This window comes from Sulfolobus tengchongensis (assembly GCF_036967215.1).
Classification (GTDB): Archaea; Thermoproteota; Thermoprotei_A; order Sulfolobales; family Sulfolobaceae; genus Saccharolobus; species Saccharolobus tengchongensis_A.
The window spans coordinates 1422529-1444746 of record NZ_CP146016.1; the positions used below are offsets into that span (position 1 = coordinate 1422529).

At 35.2% G+C, this 22218-nt stretch carries 15 protein-coding genes, 1 tRNA gene, 1 pseudogene and 1 CRISPR repeat array; of the genes and pseudogenes, 5 read left to right on the forward strand and 12 right to left on the reverse strand.

Annotated elements, in window-relative coordinates; genetic code table 11:
- Positions 1 to 171 precede the first annotated feature (171 nt).
- Entirely contained in the window at positions 172 to 1224 is a 1053-nt protein-coding gene (locus V6M85_RS06830; RefSeq protein ID WP_338598227.1) for an ISH3 family transposase, read from the reverse strand.
- 218 nt (positions 1225 to 1442) lie between these two features.
- Between V6M85_RS06830 and V6M85_RS06835 the strand changes: the two genes are divergently transcribed.
- Positions 1443 to 2600: an RNA-guided endonuclease TnpB family protein gene (locus V6M85_RS06835; protein WP_338598230.1), complete on the forward strand. Its 1158-nt coding sequence runs from the start codon at positions 1443 to 1445 to the stop codon at positions 2598 to 2600.
- Positions 2601 to 2755: 155 nt separating this feature from the next.
- On the opposite strand, the pseudogene V6M85_RS14190 reads toward V6M85_RS06835, so the two are convergent.
- Together V6M85_RS14190 and V6M85_RS06850 are read right to left on the reverse strand one after the other, a co-directional pair.
- Positions 2756 to 3465 (reverse strand): annotated as a pseudogene (locus V6M85_RS14190) (transposase-like zinc-binding domain-containing protein).
- Between the two features lie 654 nt (positions 3466 to 4119).
- The gene (locus tag V6M85_RS06850) at positions 4120 to 5835 is read right to left on the reverse strand and encodes a hypothetical protein (protein ID WP_338598235.1); all 1716 of its coding nucleotides are present in this window, start codon (positions 5833 to 5835) and stop codon (positions 4120 to 4122) included.
- Positions 5836 to 6284: 449 nt separating this feature from the next.
- On the opposite strand from V6M85_RS06850, the gene V6M85_RS06855 reads away from it, so the two are divergent.
- Complete coding sequence (locus V6M85_RS06855) at positions 6285 to 6662, forward strand: hypothetical protein (protein ID WP_338598237.1); 378 nt, start codon at positions 6285 to 6287, stop codon at positions 6660 to 6662.
- A 711-nt stretch (positions 6663 to 7373) separates the two neighbouring features.
- On the opposite strand, the gene V6M85_RS06860 is transcribed toward V6M85_RS06855, so the two are convergent.
- Together V6M85_RS06860 and V6M85_RS06865 are read right to left on the reverse strand one after the other, a co-directional pair.
- Positions 7374 to 7604 (reverse strand): hypothetical protein, encoded by a 231-nt coding sequence (locus V6M85_RS06860; protein ID WP_338598239.1) that lies wholly within the window; start codon positions 7602 to 7604, stop codon positions 7374 to 7376.
- 313 nt (positions 7605 to 7917) lie between these two features.
- Positions 7918 to 7992, reverse strand: a tRNA-Thr gene (locus V6M85_RS06865).
- A gap of 660 nt (positions 7993 to 8652) precedes the next feature.
- Positions 8653 to 9441: a CRISPR direct-repeat array (repeat unit 24 nt; unit sequence GTTAATCCTCTATGGAATTGAAAG).
- Between the two features lie 77 nt (positions 9442 to 9518).
- Here V6M85_RS06865 and V6M85_RS06870 point away from each other — a divergent pair.
- Together V6M85_RS06870 and V6M85_RS06875 are read left to right on the forward strand one after the other, a co-directional pair.
- Complete coding sequence (locus V6M85_RS06870) at positions 9519 to 11072, forward strand: phospholipase C (RefSeq protein WP_338598242.1); 1554 nt, start codon at positions 9519 to 9521, stop codon at positions 11070 to 11072.
- 392 nt (positions 11073 to 11464) lie between these two features.
- Positions 11465 to 11605: a hypothetical protein gene (locus V6M85_RS06875; RefSeq protein WP_338598245.1), complete on the forward strand. Its 141-nt coding sequence runs from the start codon at positions 11465 to 11467 to the stop codon at positions 11603 to 11605.
- Positions 11606 to 11734: 129 nt separating this feature from the next.
- Here V6M85_RS06875 and V6M85_RS06880 read toward each other — a convergent pair whose 3' ends face one another.
- The 7 genes from V6M85_RS06880 to V6M85_RS06910 all read right to left on the reverse strand — a co-directional run bounded on the left by V6M85_RS06880 (position 11735) and on the right by V6M85_RS06910 (position 20939).
- Complete coding sequence (locus V6M85_RS06880) at positions 11735 to 12160, reverse strand: DUF2299 domain-containing protein (RefSeq protein WP_338598248.1); 426 nt, start codon at positions 12158 to 12160, stop codon at positions 11735 to 11737.
- Positions 12160 to 12726, reverse strand: a complete 567-nt coding sequence (locus tag V6M85_RS06885; protein WP_338598249.1) for an HAD family hydrolase — start codon at positions 12724 to 12726, stop codon at positions 12160 to 12162. The genes V6M85_RS06880 and V6M85_RS06885 overlap by 1 nt, the downstream gene beginning before the upstream one ends.
- Positions 12723 to 14219, reverse strand: a complete 1497-nt coding sequence (locus tag V6M85_RS06890; RefSeq protein ID WP_338598251.1) for a 4Fe-4S binding protein — start codon at positions 14217 to 14219, stop codon at positions 12723 to 12725. The genes V6M85_RS06885 and V6M85_RS06890 overlap by 4 nt, the downstream gene beginning before the upstream one ends.
- Positions 14220 to 14867 carry a molecular chaperone TorD family protein gene (locus tag V6M85_RS06895; RefSeq protein ID WP_338598252.1) on the reverse strand — a complete coding sequence of 216 codons (648 nt, stop codon included), beginning with the start codon at positions 14865 to 14867 and terminating at the stop codon, positions 14220 to 14222.
- A gap of 24 nt (positions 14868 to 14891) precedes the next feature.
- Entirely contained in the window at positions 14892 to 15725 is an 834-nt protein-coding gene (locus tag V6M85_RS06900) for a 4Fe-4S dicluster domain-containing protein (protein ID WP_338598254.1), read from the reverse strand.
- An 11-nt stretch (positions 15726 to 15736) separates the two neighbouring features.
- Positions 15737 to 20035 (reverse strand): twin-arginine translocation signal domain-containing protein, encoded by a 4299-nt coding sequence (locus tag V6M85_RS06905; protein ID WP_338598257.1) that lies wholly within the window; start codon positions 20033 to 20035, stop codon positions 15737 to 15739.
- 64 nt (positions 20036 to 20099) lie between these two features.
- On the reverse strand, positions 20100 to 20939 hold the full coding sequence (locus V6M85_RS06910) for a tetratricopeptide repeat protein (protein WP_338598260.1): 840 nt from the start codon (positions 20937 to 20939) through the stop codon (positions 20100 to 20102).
- A gap of 118 nt (positions 20940 to 21057) precedes the next feature.
- On the opposite strand from V6M85_RS06910, the gene nrfD reads away from it, so the two are divergent.
- On the forward strand, positions 21058 to 22122 hold the full coding sequence (gene nrfD, locus V6M85_RS06915) for an NrfD/PsrC family molybdoenzyme membrane anchor subunit (protein ID WP_338598262.1): 1065 nt from the start codon (positions 21058 to 21060) through the stop codon (positions 22120 to 22122).
- The last annotated feature ends 96 nt before the right edge of the window (positions 22123 to 22218 follow it).

Consider the following 22218-nt stretch of genomic DNA (forward strand, 5'->3'; position numbering starts at 1 on the left):
TTAACTTAGGAATTTAAAGAATTTCCTCTATATATTTGTTTAGTATCTTCTAGAAAAAATCATAATTAATAACAATTAGAAGATCAGAGTTGTAAAAATTGATTAGGAACGTTTCCTTTGTTACAAAAATTGCGGGCAGAAAGCTTCGCCTTTTTACGGTAGTCCCTAAAATCACCTCCTTAAAAATAAATTGAAGTTAATAAAAAGCGGTTCCATAACTTTAATAAATCGTGATATAAACTCATTCTCTATCTCATTTACAAAGATTAAGGCAAGGAAAAGCTTGAAATCAACCCTCTTGACAACACCCTTGAAAAACAAGAACAAAGAGTACAAAAACATAGCTAAAACGAAAACAAACAAGCGAAAAACCCAACTCCTAGAACAAGTAAAAACAAGAAAACTCTTAATCTCTCTATAAGAAGTCTCAATGGGATTCCTAACCTCATCATACAACCTCAAAACCTCATGTTTAGGTAAATCAAGATTAGTACCCCTAGCAACATACTCAACACGACACTTACCCTTCCTCGTAACCTCACGGGCATGAACAATCAACCTAAAACTAACTTGATCCTTCTCCCTCTTACTCCTTGTAGTATAAGTACCATCATACTCATCATAAATCTTAACATCACCAACTGGAACAGAAATAATGTACTTGAATTGCGAGAGGAACCTTATAACCTCAATACTATAAAAGCCTGCATCAAGTGCTATTATACCGATTTTGAATCCTAGGGAAAGGACTTGTTCCACTAGCATTTTCACTATCTCATCCTTGCTCATTCCACTTGTGTATTGTGTGAACGCTAGGATTATGGTTTTGTCGTTGTGTTTTGTTGTTGCTGTTGCGTAGTTCCATTGGTATCCTTTTTCTCCGCTTCCTAGTCCTTCTACCTTTTTCCCCCAATATTTTATTCCCGTCCAGTCTATGCTTATGTTCACTTCCTCTACTCCTTTTAGTTGTTCTAGTGCAATTTTTTGTATTTCTTGTAGCATTTTGTCTACTAGTTGTATTCCTTGTTCTTCTATGTAATTTCTTATGGTTTGTGGTGATGTTTTGTATTCTTTTGATTTGTTTTCTATTGAGTCTTGCCATATGGAAGCTGATATTAGTGTTTTTGCTGTTTCTTCTCCTTTTCTTCCCTTGAAGTTTAGTAAGGAAAGTGTTATATAGGCTAGTTTTTGAATGTTTATATTGTGGGAGGGTAGGGGGTTCATGGGTATTATCACTATTCTAGTATTACCTACTCTCCCACAAGTATTTTTCTCTCGTTGAGTTCAGTTTGTTTCTTGAGTTTTAATTCGTGTTCTTTTCTGTTATCTTAAAATAAATTTCAAGTAATATTTTTCATAAATTGAATTTGGGGACTACCGTTTTAAGGCGGAGATGAATACCCGCGAAAAGTTAAAATAAAAGCAAAAACAGAAAAACACTCATGCTACAAGCTCCAGAGCGAGCTGTCCGCGAGGACAGCTCCATCGAGGAGGAGATCGTGACAATCAAAATGAAGATCTCCTCCTCGGCTCTGGAGCCCTTAGCCGAGAAATATATGCGTGCCAAGAGGTTCGTTCTACAATGGTTGTATGAACACAAAACCACCTCTCTAAAAGAAGTCCACAAAGCATTGTATGAAGTCCTCAGGGAGAAATTTGGTTTGAAACCAAAACTTGCTCAAGATTGCTATCGTGATGCTATTGCCGTGTATAAGAGTTGGCTAAAGAATCCCAAAAAAGGGAGATTTCCAATCTTAAGGAACGTTTCCTTATGGTTAACGCCAAAAGCTAGTTATACTGTTGATTTCAACACGATGACTGCAAAGATACTGGGAGAGGAAGTGAAAATCATTGGATATCCTCACAATCTTTCACAGTACAAGGACTTCAAAGTGAAAGAAGCAAGACTAGTTAAGAGAGGAGATAATTGGTATCTCAACGTGACAATGAAAAAGAAAGTACAAGTAGAGAAGCAAGTTAAGGGGCTTATGGCTGTTGACATAAACATGGACTTCATCACGTTAGGTAACGAGAGTAAAGTTATAGAAATTCCAACACGTCTAGATGATTCAGCGCATTATAAGAAACTTGCTGAGAATCTGCAGAAAAAGTACCCCAAGAGGTGGAGGGAGAATAAGAGAATTCTCGGTAGGATTAGGAGTTTTCATATAAAGGCGAGGAATATTGTGCAGGATTTTGCCAAAAAGGTTGGTAAGTGGGTAGTTGAGGAAGCAAAGAGGCTAAACGCTAACTACATAGTCCTAGAGGATCTGAATAAGATGATTTCTCATGTGAAGGGGTTGAAGAAGAATTATAGGGAGAAACTATATTTGATGCAATATAGACGTGTTCAACAATGGGTTGAATGGCAGGCTAAGAAGCATGGATTAAATGTAATATATGTTAAGCCAGCGTATAGTTCAACTACTTGTCCCAAGTGTGGAGAGAAAATGGTTGAATCTGGGTATAGGATGCTTAAGTGTGTAAAATGTGGTTTTGAGGATCATCGTGATTTCATAGCTGTAATGAATCTTTGTGCGAGGGGGTCTCTGACCCTCTTAAGTGCCCCTCAAATGAGAGATGTAATCACGAATCGATGAGGGGAATCCTCGCCATTTTGATGGCGGGGAGGAAGTCAGTTTTAGTATGCTTACAACATAAGGTGTGGATTGATAAGTGTTTATTATTGAAAAAGCTATGAAATTGCTCCTTATCTTACTAATTCACTTTAAGATTTCATTACTTCATAGTGTCATCATGAAGTTATAAATTCTGGAACCAGCCCTCTCTCCCATAATACTAACGCTAATGAGCACTTCATCATGTTTATGCTCCTATTAACTGCCTTGGTAGCCCTCTTACTAGCCTATCACGTAGGGATGAGTGGAGGGACTCGTTAGGATTAACTGGAGAAACAACAGTATGTTGGGGTAGGAGGAAGTACAAGTTGTAATCGTCAGTTACCCAAGTTCCCTTCTCTGGGGGATATTGCCTAAGTTCATTGAATGTCTTCTCATCACGATTTCCAACAGAGAAGGAAACATACATACCCTTAGTAGAGAAGAGAAATCCGGTAAAAACCCACTTGTAGAATGCTTTCTTATTCAAATAGGTCCATATTTCATCAACAACTTTAACACCCTCACCCACTACATCCTTAGCCTTACTCCAAAGTTCAGTTAGTTTTTCATACTTTCTCTTGCCATACCTCTTGATCCATGTGAAAACAGTACCTAAAGGCACTTTTAGAACTTAAAATAGCCCTCATGCTCATACTATTTCTAAAGCCTTCTCTCTTACACTTTCATCATAACGATGCTTAGCACCCTTAAGGAATTGCCTACCACAATTCCTACAAAGATACTCCTGCTTACCCCTCACCCTACCCTTTTTAACTACATGATTACTGCCACACGAAGGGCAAGCTATCTCCCTATAAACTGGTTTTCTACCCCTTTTACCCATAGTAATGCTTTAATTATACAAATATTTATACCTTTATGACGACACTATGTGAAAACTCTAAATACTTACTACACGGGCGTTTTACGTCTCCATTGCGAATTGCAAAATTGAATAATAGCAAAAAATTCTAAGAGAATCTATTATTTTCAAGTAATACAATTAAAGGTGTGAATACGAGATATTACTATGAGTTTACAACTCATGAACACGAGGGTGCTTATGCTCGCACCAAAAATAAATAGTGAAAACTGGTTATTGAGCAAAACCTCAGAAGAAATCTAGAGACTAGCCCTCAAAGAAAAATAAGCCCTAAACACAAAAGAGAAAAACAATAAAAAGAAGAAGGGATACCAAAACTACAAATTCATCAAAACTTCTCTATAATGCTAGGATTTGGTCATCCAAGGACGCATAGTATAAGATAACTTTTGGAAATTATTGATGTAAGAGTATGCAATATTCCCTTTTACTTCTTATCAGAAGAACGTGAAATTTGTAGGAAAGTCGTACTTTGCTTTACTTAAGTTCCATGGTAAATTAAAATGCTAAAAGTTCTACATTTGTCTCTTTGTAATGTATTTAAAAATTAAAAGTAGTTTTACATAGTTAGTTAACAGGAAATAATAATATAAATATCTTTACTTATTTATATTATTATTTTTTCTTAATGAGAAATTTTATTATAGCAACTGCAATAACTATTATAATAACACCTATGATACCAAATATTAGCGGATTGAAGGAATAAGAAATTAACCTATTAGATGGTATTGTTGTCGTACTATTTGTTACTTGGTCTGTTGATACTGAGTTGTGTGTATAATTTATTGGTAATTTGTACGTTTCTAAGTATAGTGATGTTATATTTTGAGTTACATTACGTAAAGCATAAGTAATGTAGAGCATATTATCATGTAATAAGAATAATATCTTATTATGACGATATAAAAGTAATGATAGTAAACCATTAACCTTAGTAACGTGAGGTAATTGTATGGTAGTTAAAATACTACCGTTATCACTTAAGATAATTAAATAAGTATTATTATCTTTAACACCAAGTATTATATTTGAAATATGGGAAACTGGTATCACACTTGTGAAATAATAAGGAGTTGTGTAACTATAACTACCATTCATTGTGTAAACAGTAACATTGAATAAGGATGAAGATATATTAACCTCAGATATGAAATAATTTCCATTATAGAATATTTTGTTCTCAAGCGTATCATAACCTGTAAATATTACTGGGATAGTTATAATTTTTGATAATCCTTCCTCTGTTACGAAGTATACTACTAGTTCATTGTCCTTGTAAACAACGAGTGATGGCTCATTACCAAACATCATTAATCCTAATTGAGTGCCATTAACATTGAAAGTACGAGTGACATCACCGTTAAGCAAATTAGCAACAACTAACTTTGAATATCCAATTGTACTATTGATTGCATATAATATATTCCCTACTGCTAATATTAAGGAGGAACCTTTTAAATAAATTCTTGGCATAGGTGGTAAATTAAGTGGTAGTGTAAATTTAGATATTAATTTCCCATTCCAACTATAGTAGTAGAAAGTATAATTTAATATTATTGGATATATCATTGCTACCGGAGATATAGTACAAGAATATATAGCTATTATCACACCATTCTGCGTAGCTAAGCATACTGCTCGTGTCTCTGAAAATTGGTTTGTTGATAAAAATGGTAAGGTAACTGTCTTATTATTGCTAAATGTAATTGACATGGAAGTATTAGTCGTAGTTAATAAGGCAGAATGGTTTCCATAACTCAATACACTAAGTGATAATTTTCCTTTATATTGTAACAACTCCTTTAAATAAGACCCATTATAAACATACACGTAAGTAGACACTGATGTAAAAGTTTTGATTCTTATACCATTGGAAACATTTACGCCAACAGAAGCAGGCACTGGTAGAATACCTTCGTGACCATTGGAAGTGCTTATGCCATATTGTCCAAAAAATCCACCATTATCTGGACTACCATATATAACAAGACAACCTAATGTAAGTTTATATAGGGTTATCTCTATGTATAATTTTCCGTCATAAGTTAATAGACTTCCCGAATATGTATAGTTTGGTTGGCTTTCCTCCTCAATTAGTATTGTTGATGAACCATTCGTGACTTTTACTATATAAAATGTGGTTGAATTATCAGTAGTGTTAAAAACGTCATAAGCTATATAAATTGACCCATTATAGAAGGTGATGGAAAGTGGCATTATTTCTATGTTTTGATTAGATGAGTATAGCACTTGTGTGCCAGCAATTGAAGTTAAAGAAATTGTAAATAAAGATAGAATTAACATCACTGAGATTATATTTCTTCTCATGATTAAGCATTAGATACTATAAGTTTAAAAACCTTATCGTAAGAGTATAAAAATCTAGCTTTTAATATATGAATAGAAAAATCTCTCTTAAGCAATGAAAGAAACTTAAACTAGAATTATATTTATAAAAATAATTTTTAAAAAGGTCTGTTAACTCGCTTTGTCATAACTAGGGGAAAAGTATGAAGAATTTGATTACTGTAGTTTCAATTGTAACGTTTATTCTATCTTTATCGTCATTATCAGCATATTCTTCAGGTGTAAAATTTTTCTTATGTAGGAACTGCTCAATGGACTAATGCCGTAGTAGCAACGGGAATGCACTTCAGCCTTTGGCAATCACAATTACCAATTAGGGAGTTTTTGTAAATGAGACCACTACAGTTGTTATACTTTTAAATTAAAGGATCTTTTTAACCTATTATGTAACAAACTGGAATTACAGAGAATTGATACAGATCACAAGTTATGTAAATATAAGTACTAAAGCCACTGATGGAGTTTATACAATACATGCTTTAATAGAAGCATTATGCTATTACGCTCCTCTCCAAATCTCGATAAACGGTTATGTTAACTTATCTATTACTGGCATATTAAATAGCGAAAATAATGAAACCACATTTACTGTTTTAAATCTTGGTAATGCAAATCGTGGAATTATTGACTTTAATGTACTTGATAATTCAGAATTAAAGTTTATATTAAACAGTTACACTATTCCTAACCTTGAAAAACTAGAAAATTACATAAATAAAGAAAAACAACTAGACGAGAGAGTGTCTGGATTGCATAAAATTCGGCTTGTTTTTGATATAGATAGATAGATAGTATTAAATTAACTCTACGTCTCAAGTTATCACCTTAATCTAAGGTTAATTTGATTAGCTTAGATGTCAGTATCCAGTAAGAAAGGAGAAAAAGAGAGTGAAAGTATTCTGTTAACTCAGATATCCTATCCCCTCAAACTTAAGTATTATCAACACTATTCATTAACGAGACGTATCTCAAATAATTACTCACTGAATTTTTCTCACTTTGAACACTATCTCATCACCTTAAACTCGTAGCAGAGATTATATATATTATATATTTCTTACGATAATTACCAAATTAATTATTCTATAATTTTAAGGAGAATACCATATTTATTTAATAAATCTTTTGCTTTAATGAATTCTTTGCCCGCAGTCACTAGCTCAGTAGCTCCTAATAATATTGCATAACTTATACGAATTAAATCCAAAGTTCTTAGCTTTGCAACATTAGCTAATTTTATTCCATAATAAAATACCTCAAGAATAATGCCTAATGGTGTATTTGTATAATTAGATGTACTTCTAACATTTATGTTAAACTGTGCGAGAATTTTTATTGCATAAGGTAATGGCGAATCATTTAGATTTCTTGATAAATAGCTAATCAGCTCAATTAATCCTAAACCTGAGATAATTCCTCCACTTTCTAATTCTTTTATTGCTTTTTTCTTCTACGATCATTGAGAATCGATAATATAATAACACTTGTATCAAAATATTTCAATATCTCTCCCTTTCTGCTAGAAAGTCTTCTAGAGTTTTATCTATTGTTGGCAGATCAACTTTCCTAGACTTTTCAATAATTTCTTTCCATTCGTTAGCTTCCCTTAAACCTTGAGATATTATAAAATTCAGCGCCTCATTTCTTGACGAAAATATACCAGAAGAGACTAATTCATCAATAGCCTTAACAATTTCCCTCTTCACTCTTATCGAAATGACTTCATTCATAGTATGCTATTTAACGTAAACTAATAAAAGCTTTTTTAGTATCCCTTCTATTCATAAAATGATATATTTAGAAAAAACCTAAAATTTTTAGCTTATCATTTAACAAAGTGTTACTAATATCATTTCTAAACGAATATAATTTCCTTTACATTGTCTAGAATAATTTAGTTAAAAATTGCTTTAAGTCTTAAGGAGAAATCCTCATAACATCTACTACTTAATTATCGTATAAGTACACTAATACTCCCATTATATAGTCGAAAATTATACTATTATGTTACGTTTAGCTTATCCTTAAAAATCTTTAAAGTTAAGCCGCGGCCGGGATTTGAACCCGGGACCTCTGCCTTACCAGGGCAGCGCTCTGGCCAGGCTGAGCTACCGCGGCATCATAATGATTAATCTGCTGAGGATTATAAAAGTATTTGCGGTCAGATTTGGTTGTAAAGGTTAAATTGATTCTCGTATCTGACGGTTAAGATTGAAATTACCCAATATGAACAGAAATAAACATAGAGGAAAGTGAGGTCATTTCAGTAAACACCTTGCTTTTATTATTCTCCCTTATATTATGATCATTCTCACTCCTTTAATTAAAATTAATTGCTTTTGGCTCATCTCTTTTAATGGCATATTTCTTTATGGTTATTCTAACTAACTAGATTCATTGTTAGCAAGCAGGGCACTCTCTTGAGGGAAATTCCCTTCATTCTCTCTATTTCCAAGATTCTAGTACGTCCAATTTACGAACTATGGAAGATATTTTCTTGTGTTTAAAATCTGTCAGTAAAATTAAGATATATTAGTTAATTTCTGTATTTTTTGTCCCGTTTTTGCAAGTGTATTCCCTTAAACCTAACTTTCCTTAAAGGTAGGACGTTAACCTAAAACAATTACCTCTATAGAGAAGACGTGAAAATCCCAACAAAACCCGGGAATAGAATAAAATAAAAAGAAGGAGGAGAAAAATACAAGATTTAGAGAAGGAAAGATTTATAAGGAAAAATAGTAAGAGATGTAACTGTAAAGTAGGGTTTAAAAACTCTCAGTTAATCCTCTATGGAATTGAAAGTCACCCTTTCCTACCCTACCTCCGTCCCGTGAGACCGCAACGTTAATCCTCTATGGAATTGAAAGACACCTACACGTCACCAATACGCCACCATCTCTTACTTAGTTAATCCTCTATGGAATTGAAAGTCTTTCTCCTTTATTGCAACCTCATCCAGCATCTGATTTGTTAATCCTCTATGGAATTGAAAGTTATCTTCTCGCGATACTTTTCGACTAAGTCAGTCTCTTCTTGTTAATCCTCTATGGAATTGAAAGGCGCTCTTCATAGTGAGCAACATCTCACGGCTGACGATGGGGTTAATCCTCTATGGAATTGAAAGAGGGGAGTGCCCCACTGCCCCTAGAGCCGTAACCGTGGTTAATCCTCTATGGAATTGAAAGCTACGTACGTTGTTTATGATGTTCTTTACGAATGTGTTGGTTAATCCTCTATGGAATTGAAAGTTCTTGCTATCTCAACGATTATAGCTGACGTTAACTTCAGCGTTAATCCTCTATGGAATTGAAAGTGGTATTGGATATAACTGAGGTAAGTAAGGGTCATGTGTTGGTTAATCCTCTATGGAATTGAAATACTAATGCCGAATTCTGTGAAACTATTATTAGTTCTAAGTGTTAATCCTCTATGGAATTGAAAGGTTGGTACTACTTCGTTCGTTATCATTTGCCCTGACCCGTTAATCCTCTATGGAATTGAAAGCTGAGATATACGTATACCGTTCTTCTACTCTTTCCTGTTGCTAATCCTCTATGGAATTGAAATAACTGACGATATGAGATGTAATAGGTCTCTATATTTTATATAGAAATTCTTAAAAGTACAATAGTATAATCTGATATATGAATAAATGGATACTACTTTCCTTTTTTGCAGTATTTCTGATTTTAACTAGTCTTCGTTCTTATGCCGTGACTACTGTAACTCCAATTACTCACGTAATTATAATAATAGAGGAGAATCATTCATTTGACAATCTATTTGGAGTGTATCCCTTCGGATATCCTCCAATAATAAATAACGTTACACTATCGGTAATGTGGCCATATGGTTTGTATTCGAATTACACTCAGCTTGTAAAGAGTAATGGAGTATTATCATGGGTCTCCGTACCAGATATACCTTGGCTTCCAATGTCGTATTCTCATCCATATTACGCTGATTCATGGACTACAGCAGATCCCTATGAGGGATGGACTGCTTACCATGGCGATTATTGGTTTGGGAAGCCAATTGGTTTCGTATATTACTCTGGTCCTCAATCAATGGCATACTTTTCCTACCAACAAGCCTGGATACTTTGGGATTACGCTGAAGAATACGTACTTGCGGATAACTACTTTTCTCCGGTCTTAGGGTTAACAGAGCCAAACAGAGTGGCGTATCTAACAGGATTTCCACCTAATTTTTACAGTGATGACGCGTCAGATGTGATTCCGTTTAACGAGACAATTATGTACCAATTACAAATAAACAATATAAGTTGGGGTTACTTTGTTTATATGTTAAATGGAATTCCATTTCCTCTAAATGCATTTACAAGTTTTAACGCGTCTCATGTTTATAACTTGTCTAAGTTCTTTGACGATCTAAAAAACGGTAATTTGCCAGCAGTTAGTTGGGTAATGTTCATAGGAGGAGAGAGTGATAGTTATGATATGCACCCCCCATCTAATATTGCTAGCGGAGAAATTATGTTAACAAAGGTAATAAATGCCGTAATGGAAAGTAAATATTGGAACTCGTCAGCGATATTTATAACGTTTGATGAAGGAGGGGGATATTACGATCAAGTGGTGCCTCCAGCAATTAATTACTATGGATTAGGGCAAAGAATACCCCTATTAATTATCTCTCCTTACGCTAAGGAAGCTTATATCGATAATTATACGCTTTCTGGATACACGCTATTAGCCTTTATAGATTATAATTGGCATCTCCCATGGATAACCAAGTATGTAGAGAACAGTGATTTACAGGGGTTATTATATGCCTTTAATTTCTCGTTTACTGAACCCAGAGCACCAATAATATTGACGTCATCGAATTGGACATACCCCTTACCTTTACAATACCCAGTACATTACGGCTACGTTGCTGTGGTTACAACTTATAAAAGTTATGCGGAAATTTACCCTTCACCGGCTTTAAACCTCCTTTTGCCTCTGGAAATATTAGGCTTAGTTATAATATTGGTTTACTTCCTGTTTAGAAAAGATAACGTAAAGATATTAGCGGTAGGAATGATGTTGCTATTAATGGTTATTAGTGTTTCTCTATACTACTATTCTTTCTATAACATTTACAGCTTTATTTCGGAGTACTTCCTCTTCTCCTCATTTACAAGCTTCCTTATTGTCTTAATGTTGGTTGCTAGGAAACTTATAAGAAGGTGAAATAGTTTGTGTTTACAAGCTTATTTATATTAGTAACTTAGTTTGTGTAACATTTTGAATACCTTACGCTAATTACGAGAAGGACCTTAATTTTCAGATACTTCATCAACTATCCATTACAGAGTAGCGTAAATCTACCGTTTCTGGAAGGAAGTGTTTGCATAATAATTTTTAGGCAAAATCTAGTCTAGTACCCTTCTTCTGTACTTTGTGGGTTTTTCCGAAATTTTTCGTATTTTCTCTATAAACGATGACGTGCTAAATTAGATGGTTCACAAATATAGTTAACAAAGTACTAAAAACAAGAGAAAAACACTAATCACTTTTAGCACCTCTGCTAAGAGAACGCTAAAATTATTTATAGTATTTTCAAGTAATATGGTTTGACTGCTATGCATAGTGAAGTTGACGAGATTGTGGAAATAACTCCCACCCAAATCTCCCTATTTGAGGAAATGTATCCACTTTATCAGCAACTATTTCTTGTAAATGAAGAAGCAGAAACTTTAGAGAACTTAAAAAAGGTATCATAGTTATACCTAGTATAAATTCTCGCTGCATTGTCAACATCTAATGGTTAACACTACTTTTTGGATTATGGTATTTTATCTGATTATATCGTCAACAAATCCCTTGCTGATAAGTAGCGAAACCATTAATGTTTATTTATCATATAATAATTTGTTCCTTACGATCTCTAATAGTAATAAGGCCGAATTCTTAACCAGTGTTACGTTATTTAACACTTCGTTTTTTGTTAATCCCTCTGCGAAAATTATCCTTGATATCTGAATAGCCTTTGGGTTTTGGTCATCTGGTGTGAAGAAGAATTCTACGTTCATCTTAAATAACTCCCTTTTTATTTCACTTATAATATCTGGTCTGTTCTTCAGCTTCTCTTGCTCCAATTCTATTGATACTGCTACAATATAATATGTTGAATCTGGTCTCGGTCTTATAATAGATATTGGCATCATTCCAGATGGGGGAGCTACTGTGAAATGAAAATAAAGATCACTGCTCCTAATGAGTTCAACTTTCATTCCAAGTTCCTTAAACCAATTGAAAATTTCGGTATCCGTTGCCATCATGTACACCTTAACGAGGAATCACCCATTAATGAATCCACGTTATGCTGGGCTGTAATTTCAACTAATTCTTTTAAACTCCTTCTACTCTCCACTTTAGGTAATTGAGAATTTTTATTTTTTATTAATAAAATTGTTCGTATTCCTAAAGAGCTGGTAAATAATGCGTATTCCACGTTAGGTGTTATAAATGCAACTGTAGCTAACGAAGTGTTATATCTTTTGGAAATATAAGTAAGGATCTCTCTAGAAGGAAAGTAATTTCCAGTGTCTTCTGGAGATATCACGTCTTGAATGAAAACGTCTATGTTGTATCTCATCAGTTGTATTTTCACGTCGATTTTAGGCAAATTGGTTATTACGAGTATCCTGCCTCTATAGCTTAATTCATCTAGATATAGAAAATCGGGAAATGGTTTTATGTTTTTAATATCAAAATTATCCATAACTATTTTTACTAATTTGTCAGGGGGATAATATCTGGATAAGGATGATGTAATACTGTTGTAAACCTCTAGGGGAGAAAGGTCAAATATTGATGCCAAATCTAACAGATAGGTTATCATTTGGTATTTACACCCTTTTTAATATTTAAATATCTCTCTATCCAAATTTTAGTTAATAACTTTTGTTTGCAATCATTACAGATATCAGTATACTGGGCAGTTCCCGCAAATCCATATTGTAATAATAGAGTGTCCACTTTATTCTTCACCTTCTCAGATCCTATGGGTTTTCCACAGAACCTACACTTAGTTACGCTCGCTTTATTTACAATTTTCACCTTGAGATCAGATATTCTAGCAAAACCAGTTAGTGTTATTGCATTTTCTGGACAATTTTTCACACATCTCTGAGAGCCTATGCAATAAGGTATATTATAACTTAATTCTAGTACGTTATTGTTCTTAAGTTCTGGAACAAGCATTTGGCATGCTCTCACACATACTCCGCACAATACACATTTAGTAGGATCAACTTCAACGTTATAGACACCAGGGACGAAGTCGTCTTGATTAAGCTGAATTTTCTTAGACATTTCTTCAATTGACCATATTAGGAGTGACCTTCTTCTGCTACGTTGTAATATCACATCTAGAGGTATTTCGGATTTCTCTATTTTAATAGGCTTTAATGTCGAGAGTATTTTCTCTAGTTCTTCATCATCCTTAGCCTTTAAAATATTTAAATTTGTGCCAGGAAAATGAGAGGGTAATTCTTCTAACCTTTTTAAGGCTATCTCTCTACTTTCACATTTAGACGAAACATGAACTATTGGCATTAGTCCAGCAGAATATGATGCCATCACAAAGGAATCGTGAACTCCAGCTGTGCAGGGCATTATAAATGGGAATACACCCTCTGGTATTTCATCTATGATTGAATCCGTAAATAATATTGAAGCCGGCTTTTCCTTATAATGTTGCGTTATCGTATTGATGAATTGTACAACTTGATCAGTTGTCGCTACAGGGATTTCGAGATATCCCAAATACGTTGAGGCAGAACAATATCCACAAGCTGTACATTTTTCTGGATAGGCTACTGATGGACCTTCTGGAGCTTTTACTATTAACCCTTGCGGGCATGACTCAATTGCTTTGTTTATCTCCTTTTCAGCATGAACCTCTGCAAATAACACTGGATATGGCTTATATTCATACATTTTTAATTTCAGAAGGGATCTTCTAGAAACTGAAGAGGAACGAGTAGGCTGAACTCTATAGACTAAGTCCATGAGTTCTGCTCTTATCGAATACGCAGTAAGTAATGTGAAAATGTAATCTTCAGTTTTACCCTTAAACCAATTTGTGGGAATTATTAAGATAGCTAATGGCGAGACTCCTAACTTTTGATCTATATCTTCCATCCACCTTTCCTTTCCGTTCTCATTTACTAATAATAATGCTCTTAACTCGTTATTTCTGATATCCTCTAAGATGTAATCTCCCATTTCTGCTACATAAGATAATTTAGCTTCATCGAAAACCCTTTTTAAGATCTCATCTCCTATTATTTCCCTAGCTTTCTTTGAGACTATTAAACCTGCGTTCAACATTTAATTTACACCTAGATATTTCTTCTCAAATTTTAACCAATGATCAAGCTCAGAACAGACCACCTTATATATTTTAGATCTTGGATCACGAATAACATCGTTAATCCAATCAGGTATCCATGAGAAAATGTGAGTTGTTGCAAAGTTTTTCTCGTCTTGAATAATCCTAAACGGATCTTTACCTTGATTTCTATATTCGTATTCCTCCTCAATTAGTACTGACATAAATGCCAATAATGAGGAAATGTGATCTGGTTCTGGGTTAAACTGTGAGGTGAACCTCATAACAAGATTTCTGCTTTTATAAAATCTTATGACATCATTATACTTAAAAGTAGCTATCTTCTCTCCCATTAAATTAAAGAGTCTCTTACTCTCCACTGGTATTAACGACTTAACTCCAACTCCGGCTATGAAAAGCGTAGAATATTCTATAAGGTAGTTTTTCCTCTCTAAGTCACTAAAAACCTTCCTTATCTCCTTGACTCTAATACCTATCTCCTCTAACTGTTTTCCTATCTCCCTATCAATTAGGTCCAGTTTTTCTTGAAGCTGTTTGTATTCTTCCTCGTAGAATTTGTAAAGGAATAGATCTGCAAACAAATCATAAGTTGCATGTCTTAAATTTAATAAAGCTGTAACTGACAAAATACAATCACCAAATCTAAAAAATTACTCACTTGAAGTTGAATTGGAACTATTTCCTTCAGTATATGTTGAGTTATTCCCCTGCGAACCAAGCTGTACTACTCCGTTTGCTGTCCACACGTTATAATATTCTGCCTCACTTAGTAGTTGCACATCATTATCTGCCGCGTAACTACTTCTCCACGGTAAGTAACCACTAGCCGGCTGGGCTCCAGTTTCTGGTCCTAATACAAATCCTCCTTTATCGTAGAACATTATTGTCCCTGGATCTGTAGGATCAAGAATGTTAGCCCATATTCTAGCCTGTACCATACAGCCATGGATACATGCTGGTATTCTCTCCTCTGGAGGTAATGTTGGATCATAAATTCTATCGAAACAATGAGTACACTTCTTTGTTACACCTTCTACGTAGTCAAAGAATCTATTTCCATATGGGCATGCATATATACAGTATTTTGTGCCTATGCATTCATTATAGTCTACCAATACTATACCATCCTCAGTTCTCTTAAAGGTAGCACCTACTGGGCAAACTTCTGTACAAGGCGCATTAATGCAATGGAAGCAGTTTATTGGAATATTATATACCTTAGTTTGAGGATACGTTCCCACTTCCACATAAAGTACTCTTAACCAGAACATTACATCTAATTCTCCATATGGATTTAGATCTGGCAAAGGTCCAAACATACCTGAGGTGTTCCATTCTTTGCATGACATCTGACAGCCTGCACAACCGAAACATTTGTTTAAGTCAGTTATTATTGCATAGTTCGCCTTTAATTTAAATGGTGGAGCGTGTTGAACTCCACCTTGCCTTATATCCAATTTAATTTGAGGTGTGGATTGAGACATGGGGGATCACCTTAAGAGGGTTCAGTTGCGAAACCATACCTTATCTTATATTGACCTATAGTATATGTGGGGGCTAACGATCCGGGAAAGACATAACTCCATAAACTGGATGAGACTATGTTATTACTATCAAATCGTAAATGAGGTATGGAAACTGGCTGTGCAAATGTGGGTTGAGAGGGAGCGTTATTTATGGATATTTGGCCTCCCATTTGGGTTATTATCGTTGTGAGTATGTCTTTGTTAGAAAAGTCTTGTCCCATGTAGATAAACTTATTGGATATTACTTGAACTTGAGTTGAAGTGCTCTTACCTACAATCTTTATTCTACTATCATGCCATGCGGTCTGTCCAGTAATCGGATCAAGATATAGTATTGGAAACGCATTATCCTTTACCGGATCTAACATTCCTCCTCTAGATGGAGGCATATAGGAAATGTTAGCCCAATTATTCAGAATACTGTATTTTACTTGAGGTGAATCCACACTCTGACTTCTAAACCCTGGTAATGCTTGAGAGGATACTATAACCCAAGCTGCACCGGGTCTAGTTGCGTTATCTAGAAAAGCCACTGCAGTTATAGTCGTTCTTATTCCTCCACTCCACGGCTGGTTAACTGCCTCAAATTGCACCATATCGCCGCTTTGAATTCCCATATTCTTAACATAAGGATCTGCTGCGCTTAGCATAACTGGACTATATGGCATTATAGCAGTTAGCCATGGAACGGTATAGGACCAAGAATGATACGTTCTATCATGTCTTCTGACAAAGAACGTTAATGGATATTCGCTTAAGTTTATACCATCTGGGGTTATATCAGATTCCCATGCCGGTGGAGGATAATAACCACCAAATGGCTTAAAGTAATCTAGGATAGTTTTTCTTAAGGCCTGCCCATAGCTGTCGTTAGGTAATGTTGAATTAACAAGGAAGTTGGGATTTTTAGTTTTTAAATAATAATAGTAATACGCTGCATTATATCCAGTCCACTTCCCTGCTGCTGCTAATCTAAACTTTTGCAAATATTCTAAGTAGATTCTATGTAGATATGGTAAACCAATTGGTCCATAAGCTCCCGGCATGTAGGCTCCCCATCCCAAGAAGTAGAACATATTAACGTTCCTCATGTACCTTATAGAAGGTGGTAGTACGTACACCGCACCGCCTTTTCCTACCTTAACGTACCCTGGGTTAATATCGTCTATTGTCATTTGCCCTGAAGCATATTTATTAATAATGTTTTGTAACATTTTCTCTAATGTAGGCTGAAATTGAATTGGAATCCTAAAATAGTGTTCTACTCCGCTTGATCTATTACTAGCACTTATCTTATACGTCATAGCAGTAGAGAAAGTCTGCCCATTAGGTATGTTACTTAAGATCTGATTAATTACGTTCTCTTGGGTAGAGTTATTAGGCACGAAGGAAGCATAAAGTTTTAACTGTTGCGGGTTTGGCACTTGCTGATCTTTTTCATTTTTTAAGATATATTGGAAATTATCTCCATACCCTGCTAAGAGTATTCCTTGCTTTAAAATAAACATACCCGTAGATATTAAGCCGGGTTGTCCTTGTTGCAATATTGTGGCTCCAGATAGTGGATCGTGCAAAGTTATAGGACTAATTAAAGCCCCACCAGTTATGGGATCTTGTGTGGTATAGAATGGGTTTTTAGTTGGATCGATCGTCTGTCCTTGATTTGGATAAGCTCTTAATATCCATAATAAAGTTAATAATGTATCTCCAGTACTCAAAACTGGATATAGAGATGGAAGAGCTGGCCAGTTTAGTGAATCTGAAGGACCTTGAGGTAATGAAGTAGGTCTGTCGAAGGTGCTATGAAATCCATATACTTCAAGGAATGATAAATCTGGCATTATTAAGTCAACAACATTATTGGTTTCGTGCATGAATAGATCGTACGATACTGTGAAAGGAATTATGTAATTGCCATTACTATCCTTTTCTGTGACCATCTGAAGTATCTCCGCTAAGCTATAAGCATTATTCCAGAATGGTGATGTTATATACCACATCATTGCGTTTATTGTATACGGTATCACTTGGTTGGGATACTTGTTCATAAGATACGTGGTAGGAACTACGGCTGATATTGATCTCTGCGTCGTTAATGGTAATTCCCAAGAGTAACCTCTGTCTACTAATAGAGGTCTTCCATTCTTATACACTACTAGGTCATCAGGACCATCTGGGAATCCATAGGGTCCTGCGCTGACTACGGTAACGTTCTTTATATCTACTGTTCCGTCATTGTAAATATATTCAGTCTTTAGAAATCCACTTCTACCTTTTGGTATTGTAATATTTAACCCTTGTATCGCAGACTCTATATCTGGATCTATTGAGGGCGAATTAGCTAACGGATGAGGAGGTACAGTATGACCGGGTAAATAATGAGGATATGGATATTTGTATCCGTTAGCTCCGGGATTATCCCAGGCTCCGACCATTAACACTAAGTAGTAAAGTGACGCGGCACTCTGAAATCCATTAGCGTGAGCAGCTAGGCCTCTCATAAAATAAATGGAAACTGGTCTTCCTATGACGTGGTCGTGATATCTCCCAAGGTAGTCTATCCACTTCACTGGTTCATATATTGCTTTCTGAAAAGCTGCGTTAGCAATTTCATTAGCTATTCTAACTATAGTTTCATGAGGAATTCCCGATACATTTGCCACATTTAAGGCTCCATATTGTGCAGGCTGAGTGTAAGGAGTATAGGGATCGTAATTAAGAAGTTCCGCTCTAAATAACTCAAACGCAGTAGTAACTGTTAGAGTGATCATTTGCTGAGAACCTAAAGCTTTAGGAACTGTAATTTGTATAGCGGGGACCTTTATTACCGTTCCATTCTTTAACTTGTAAGGTACTTGAATTATCTGGGATTGCATATTTTGGGGAAGCTCATCTAAGGTAAGTATTGGCGCTACTCCATTCTGCCACGGAATATCGACGTATGCATATACATTTCCATCATTACCTAGCACTGCTTCTAACCACGGATTGTTGCTACTGTATTGTGGATTGTTTACATTAACTCTTACATGTAAACCTACATTATTACCTGCTGTTGGATCTGATGGATCTAAGCAATCACCATTTTGTGGATTTGGATTTACAATTACAAGCCATGATAAGTTGGTATAATACCTTAAGAATTCTTCATCAATATGTGGGTATACCGCAGTAGAGGGAATATCTCCTAAATATGAAAGAGATACAAGTTGACCAGAAGGAGTTATAGTTTGCATAACTAATTGTCCAGTGGCTAGATCGTATGCTGGCTGTATTGGCTGAAGTGTTATGGGATTTAATACCGGTTTTGCTTGCCCTATAGAAGCGAGATAAGCCTTATATACATAATAATGAAAGTCTACTAAAACCCTTATCCATCCCATTACTAGAGCTCCATCTGTAGCTGGATTTACGTATAAATGTTCATCAGATACTGAATAGAATCCATATCTTTCTGGTGCTATTGTTACAACTTTACCTCCGTTTTCTCTTATTCTCGCAATTATTCTCCTCATCCAGTTAGGAAAGTGGTCTCCAGCTAATCCGGCCAATATGAAGTATTGAGCTCTCTCTTCATCTGGTCCAGCGTATTCCCAAACCGGTGCTCCAGTTATATAGCAACCAGCTGTATATACGTTCATTGAGCAAAAACCGCCGTGTGCTGCAGCATTTGCTGTACCATAGTTACCAGCGAAGTAACCACCGGTTATACCAGGTATTAGTTGATCTCTCCCTTCCCAAAAGGCTAACGAATGAGGGTTTGTCTCTCTTATTTTAAGCAATCCTTGGAAGTTGCCTATTCCGAGACTCTGTGGATTTAACCCCAATTTACTCCAACTCTGAGCTGATGAGCCATTAACGAGAATGTCAAAGGCTGTGTCATAGTCTATTGCTATCCACTTTCCTGACCCTCTATCTCCAGCTCTTAGCAATGGATATCTAAGTCTAGATGGGGCAAAGTAATAAAATACGTCAGCTGCGCCTCTTGGACATACTCCTCCATCATTAATATGCCATCCTATAGTCCCAGTTACAAATCTTGGAAAACCAGTCGGAGTTCTAACAACTTCTATTGCACATCTTCCCAAGCATTGGAAACAGTTAGTGTATACTATCTCGTCACTAGGATAGTTTAAGGTATAATTAGTTTCTTCTGATAAGCTATCAAAGATTTTCTTAGCTACGCTATTTCCTCCTAATACTAGTCCCGTTACGGCTGCAGTGGCTCCAGCTACTTTAAGAAAATCCCTCCTAGTTAGCTTAAGCATTATATATCTTTGTTCACTTCTCTGTGTTATTTATTTAAATATTCATTTCATTTATGCGATATTTTCACCTAGACATATTTCTATTCATGAATAGATTCTCTATTATCGATTTAGCTGAAGGGTCTAACTTTATCGCGATTTCTATTTCTTTTGAGAAATCAGCTTTCAGTTCTTTGAGGATAAGAGCTTTTAATATGTAGTATATTGCCTTTTCCTCCTTAGTTAATGCGAGATTAATATAAGTCAATGCTTCATTATACATCTTTAAATTATAATAGCAAAATGCGGTCCAGTAATAATGTTCGGGATTGTTAGGTTCGTAGTGAATGGCTATTTTAAACTCGCTTAAGGCTAACTTATAATACCCTGTCTCAAAATATATCTTCCCTTTTAGGGCATGAAGTAAAGGCTCATCTTTCCTAAAATTTAATGCCCGATTTATTTCAGATAGCGCATCTAATCTTAGCCCTACATTATAATAGCATAATGCCCTCAAGATCCTAGCTTCCACATTGGCCGGATTCATTCTTAGCACTTCTGATAACTCAATATTTGCCTCTTCATATCTTTCCAGCTTGAACAATATTCTAGCCTTTTTGAATCTATACTCTGAAGAGAATGGTACAATTTCAAGAGTTCTATTTATGGTCTCCAACGCTTCCTCTAATTTACCCTCATTTTCGAGTATTTCAGCCTTCATTGATAAGATTGAGTAACTATAGGGAAAAGTTTCTACACCTTTTTCTAGCTCTTCTATCGCTTTTCCTACATCTCCAATCTTTAGATAAGCTTGCGCTTTAAGTAAGTAAGCTTCTACTGCTTGTACGTTATCTAGAATTTTAATTACCTCTTCATAATTTTTATTTTCCATTAGCTCTTCTGCTCTTCTAAGTACATCTTCCACAATTTGAAGTAAACTAGTAAGGAAATAAATTTATTGGAAAATATGTATGAAAAATCATATCGATTTAATGAAATGAAACTTTATTTAAATTTTATACCTAATTTAGTTTAGGGCAAGCATGGGTCTATTCACATCACCAGCATCTAACACATCATTTGGTATACAAGCTCCAATAATTCAAATAAACCAATACCCACTATGGGGGGAATATGTAGCTTTAGCGTTATACTTCACTGAAATAGCAGGAATGTTAATGGCTATCATAGGCTTAATGGAAATAAGTGGGAAATTCACCGCATTTGTTAGAAGAGCTTCAGTAGGAGCATTCATTGCTTCAGTTTTAGCCCTACTGTTTTTTGACCTTGATTTAGGTAAACCAGCATCAGCCATTTTGGCACCTGCCGAAGCATTTATTTATTTTGCTTTCTCGTGGATGGCCAGAGGTATTATATTTGTAGGTGGCTTATTACTCTTCTCATTTCTATACATGATACTATCACTACTTAATGTAAAAAATAGATGGGTCAGAGGTATAATAGCCATAATAGGCATGTTTGCGGGTATATTTTCCACTACATATAGTGGATTTGAATTAGCAGCTACTACTGGGATTCCATTTTGGAATAATGGTGGTTTACCTGCACTCTATTTGGCTGACGGAATATTTGCTTCAACGGGACTTGCGTATTTAATCGCATTAGTAGGAAATGGAGAGGATATTATACGTGCTAGAGTTACATTAACCAAACTTATGTTTTACTCAACTATTGGTATATTAGCTACTTGGTTCTTGTTTCTTGCAAGTGTTAATTACCTAAATGTCTTCAATCAAGTAGCATATGGTTATCTGTTATCACAGATCACTTTTTATGTAGATATGGCATTAACTGCGATAACTTTGATAATATCTGGAATTGGGTACATGTCAACCACAAGGTTATTATTAGTATTCAGACAAAAAATGCCAGAATCCGCAGTGGGACAAACACCAATAATTGACATACCAAATTTGATTAAATACATCATGATAGCTGCTGCAGTATTTGCATTAGTTGCCGGATTTCTCACAAGAGCTGATGTATTATTTGCGGGTCAATACGCCTATCAATTATCTCCAATTACCCCATTCCAATCAGTATCAAATCAGCCTATTCCCATAGGTTCCTTTGGTTGGAGAGGTTAATTCAAGTGTATCAATTTTTAATTAGTTAAATTGCTTGTATGTTAAAAGCATCCTATATTATTAGTAATAATGATGAAAAACTAAAATAAATCTTTT

Excerpts from the sequence above, each read along its gene's own strand:
- V6M85_RS06860 (WP_338598239.1), bottom strand. The coding sequence starts at position 7,604 with ATGAATGAAGTCATTTCGATAAGAGTGAAGAGGGAAATTGTTAAGGCT.
- V6M85_RS06880 (WP_338598248.1), bottom strand. The coding sequence starts at position 12,160 with ATGGCAACGGATACCGAAATTTTCAATTGGTTTAAGGAACTTGGAATG.
- V6M85_RS06875 (WP_338598245.1), top strand. The coding sequence starts at position 11,465 with ATGCATAGTGAAGTTGACGAGATTGTGGAAATAACTCCCACCCAAATC.
- nrfD (WP_338598262.1), top strand. The coding sequence starts at position 21,058 with ATGGGTCTATTCACATCACCAGCATCTAACACATCATTTGGTATACAA.
- V6M85_RS06900 (WP_338598254.1), bottom strand. The coding sequence starts at position 15,725 with ATGTCTCAATCCACACCTCAAATTAAATTGGATATAAGGCAAGGTGGA.
- V6M85_RS06830 (WP_338598227.1), bottom strand. The coding sequence starts at position 1,224 with ATGAACCCCCTACCCTCCCACAATATAAACATTCAAAAACTAGCCTAT.
- V6M85_RS06890 (WP_338598251.1), bottom strand. The coding sequence starts at position 14,219 with ATGTTGAACGCAGGTTTAATAGTCTCAAAGAAAGCTAGGGAAATAATA.
- V6M85_RS06835 (WP_338598230.1), top strand. The coding sequence starts at position 1,443 with ATGCTACAAGCTCCAGAGCGAGCTGTCCGCGAGGACAGCTCCATCGAG.
- V6M85_RS06885 (WP_338598249.1), bottom strand. The coding sequence starts at position 12,726 with ATGATAACCTATCTGTTAGATTTGGCATCAATATTTGACCTTTCTCCC.
- V6M85_RS06905 (WP_338598257.1), bottom strand. The coding sequence starts at position 20,035 with ATGCTTAAGCTAACTAGGAGGGATTTTCTTAAAGTAGCTGGAGCCACT.
- V6M85_RS06870 (WP_338598242.1), top strand. The coding sequence starts at position 9,519 with ATGAATAAATGGATACTACTTTCCTTTTTTGCAGTATTTCTGATTTTA.
- V6M85_RS06850 (WP_338598235.1), bottom strand. The coding sequence starts at position 5,835 with ATGAGAAGAAATATAATCTCAGTGATGTTAATTCTATCTTTATTTACA.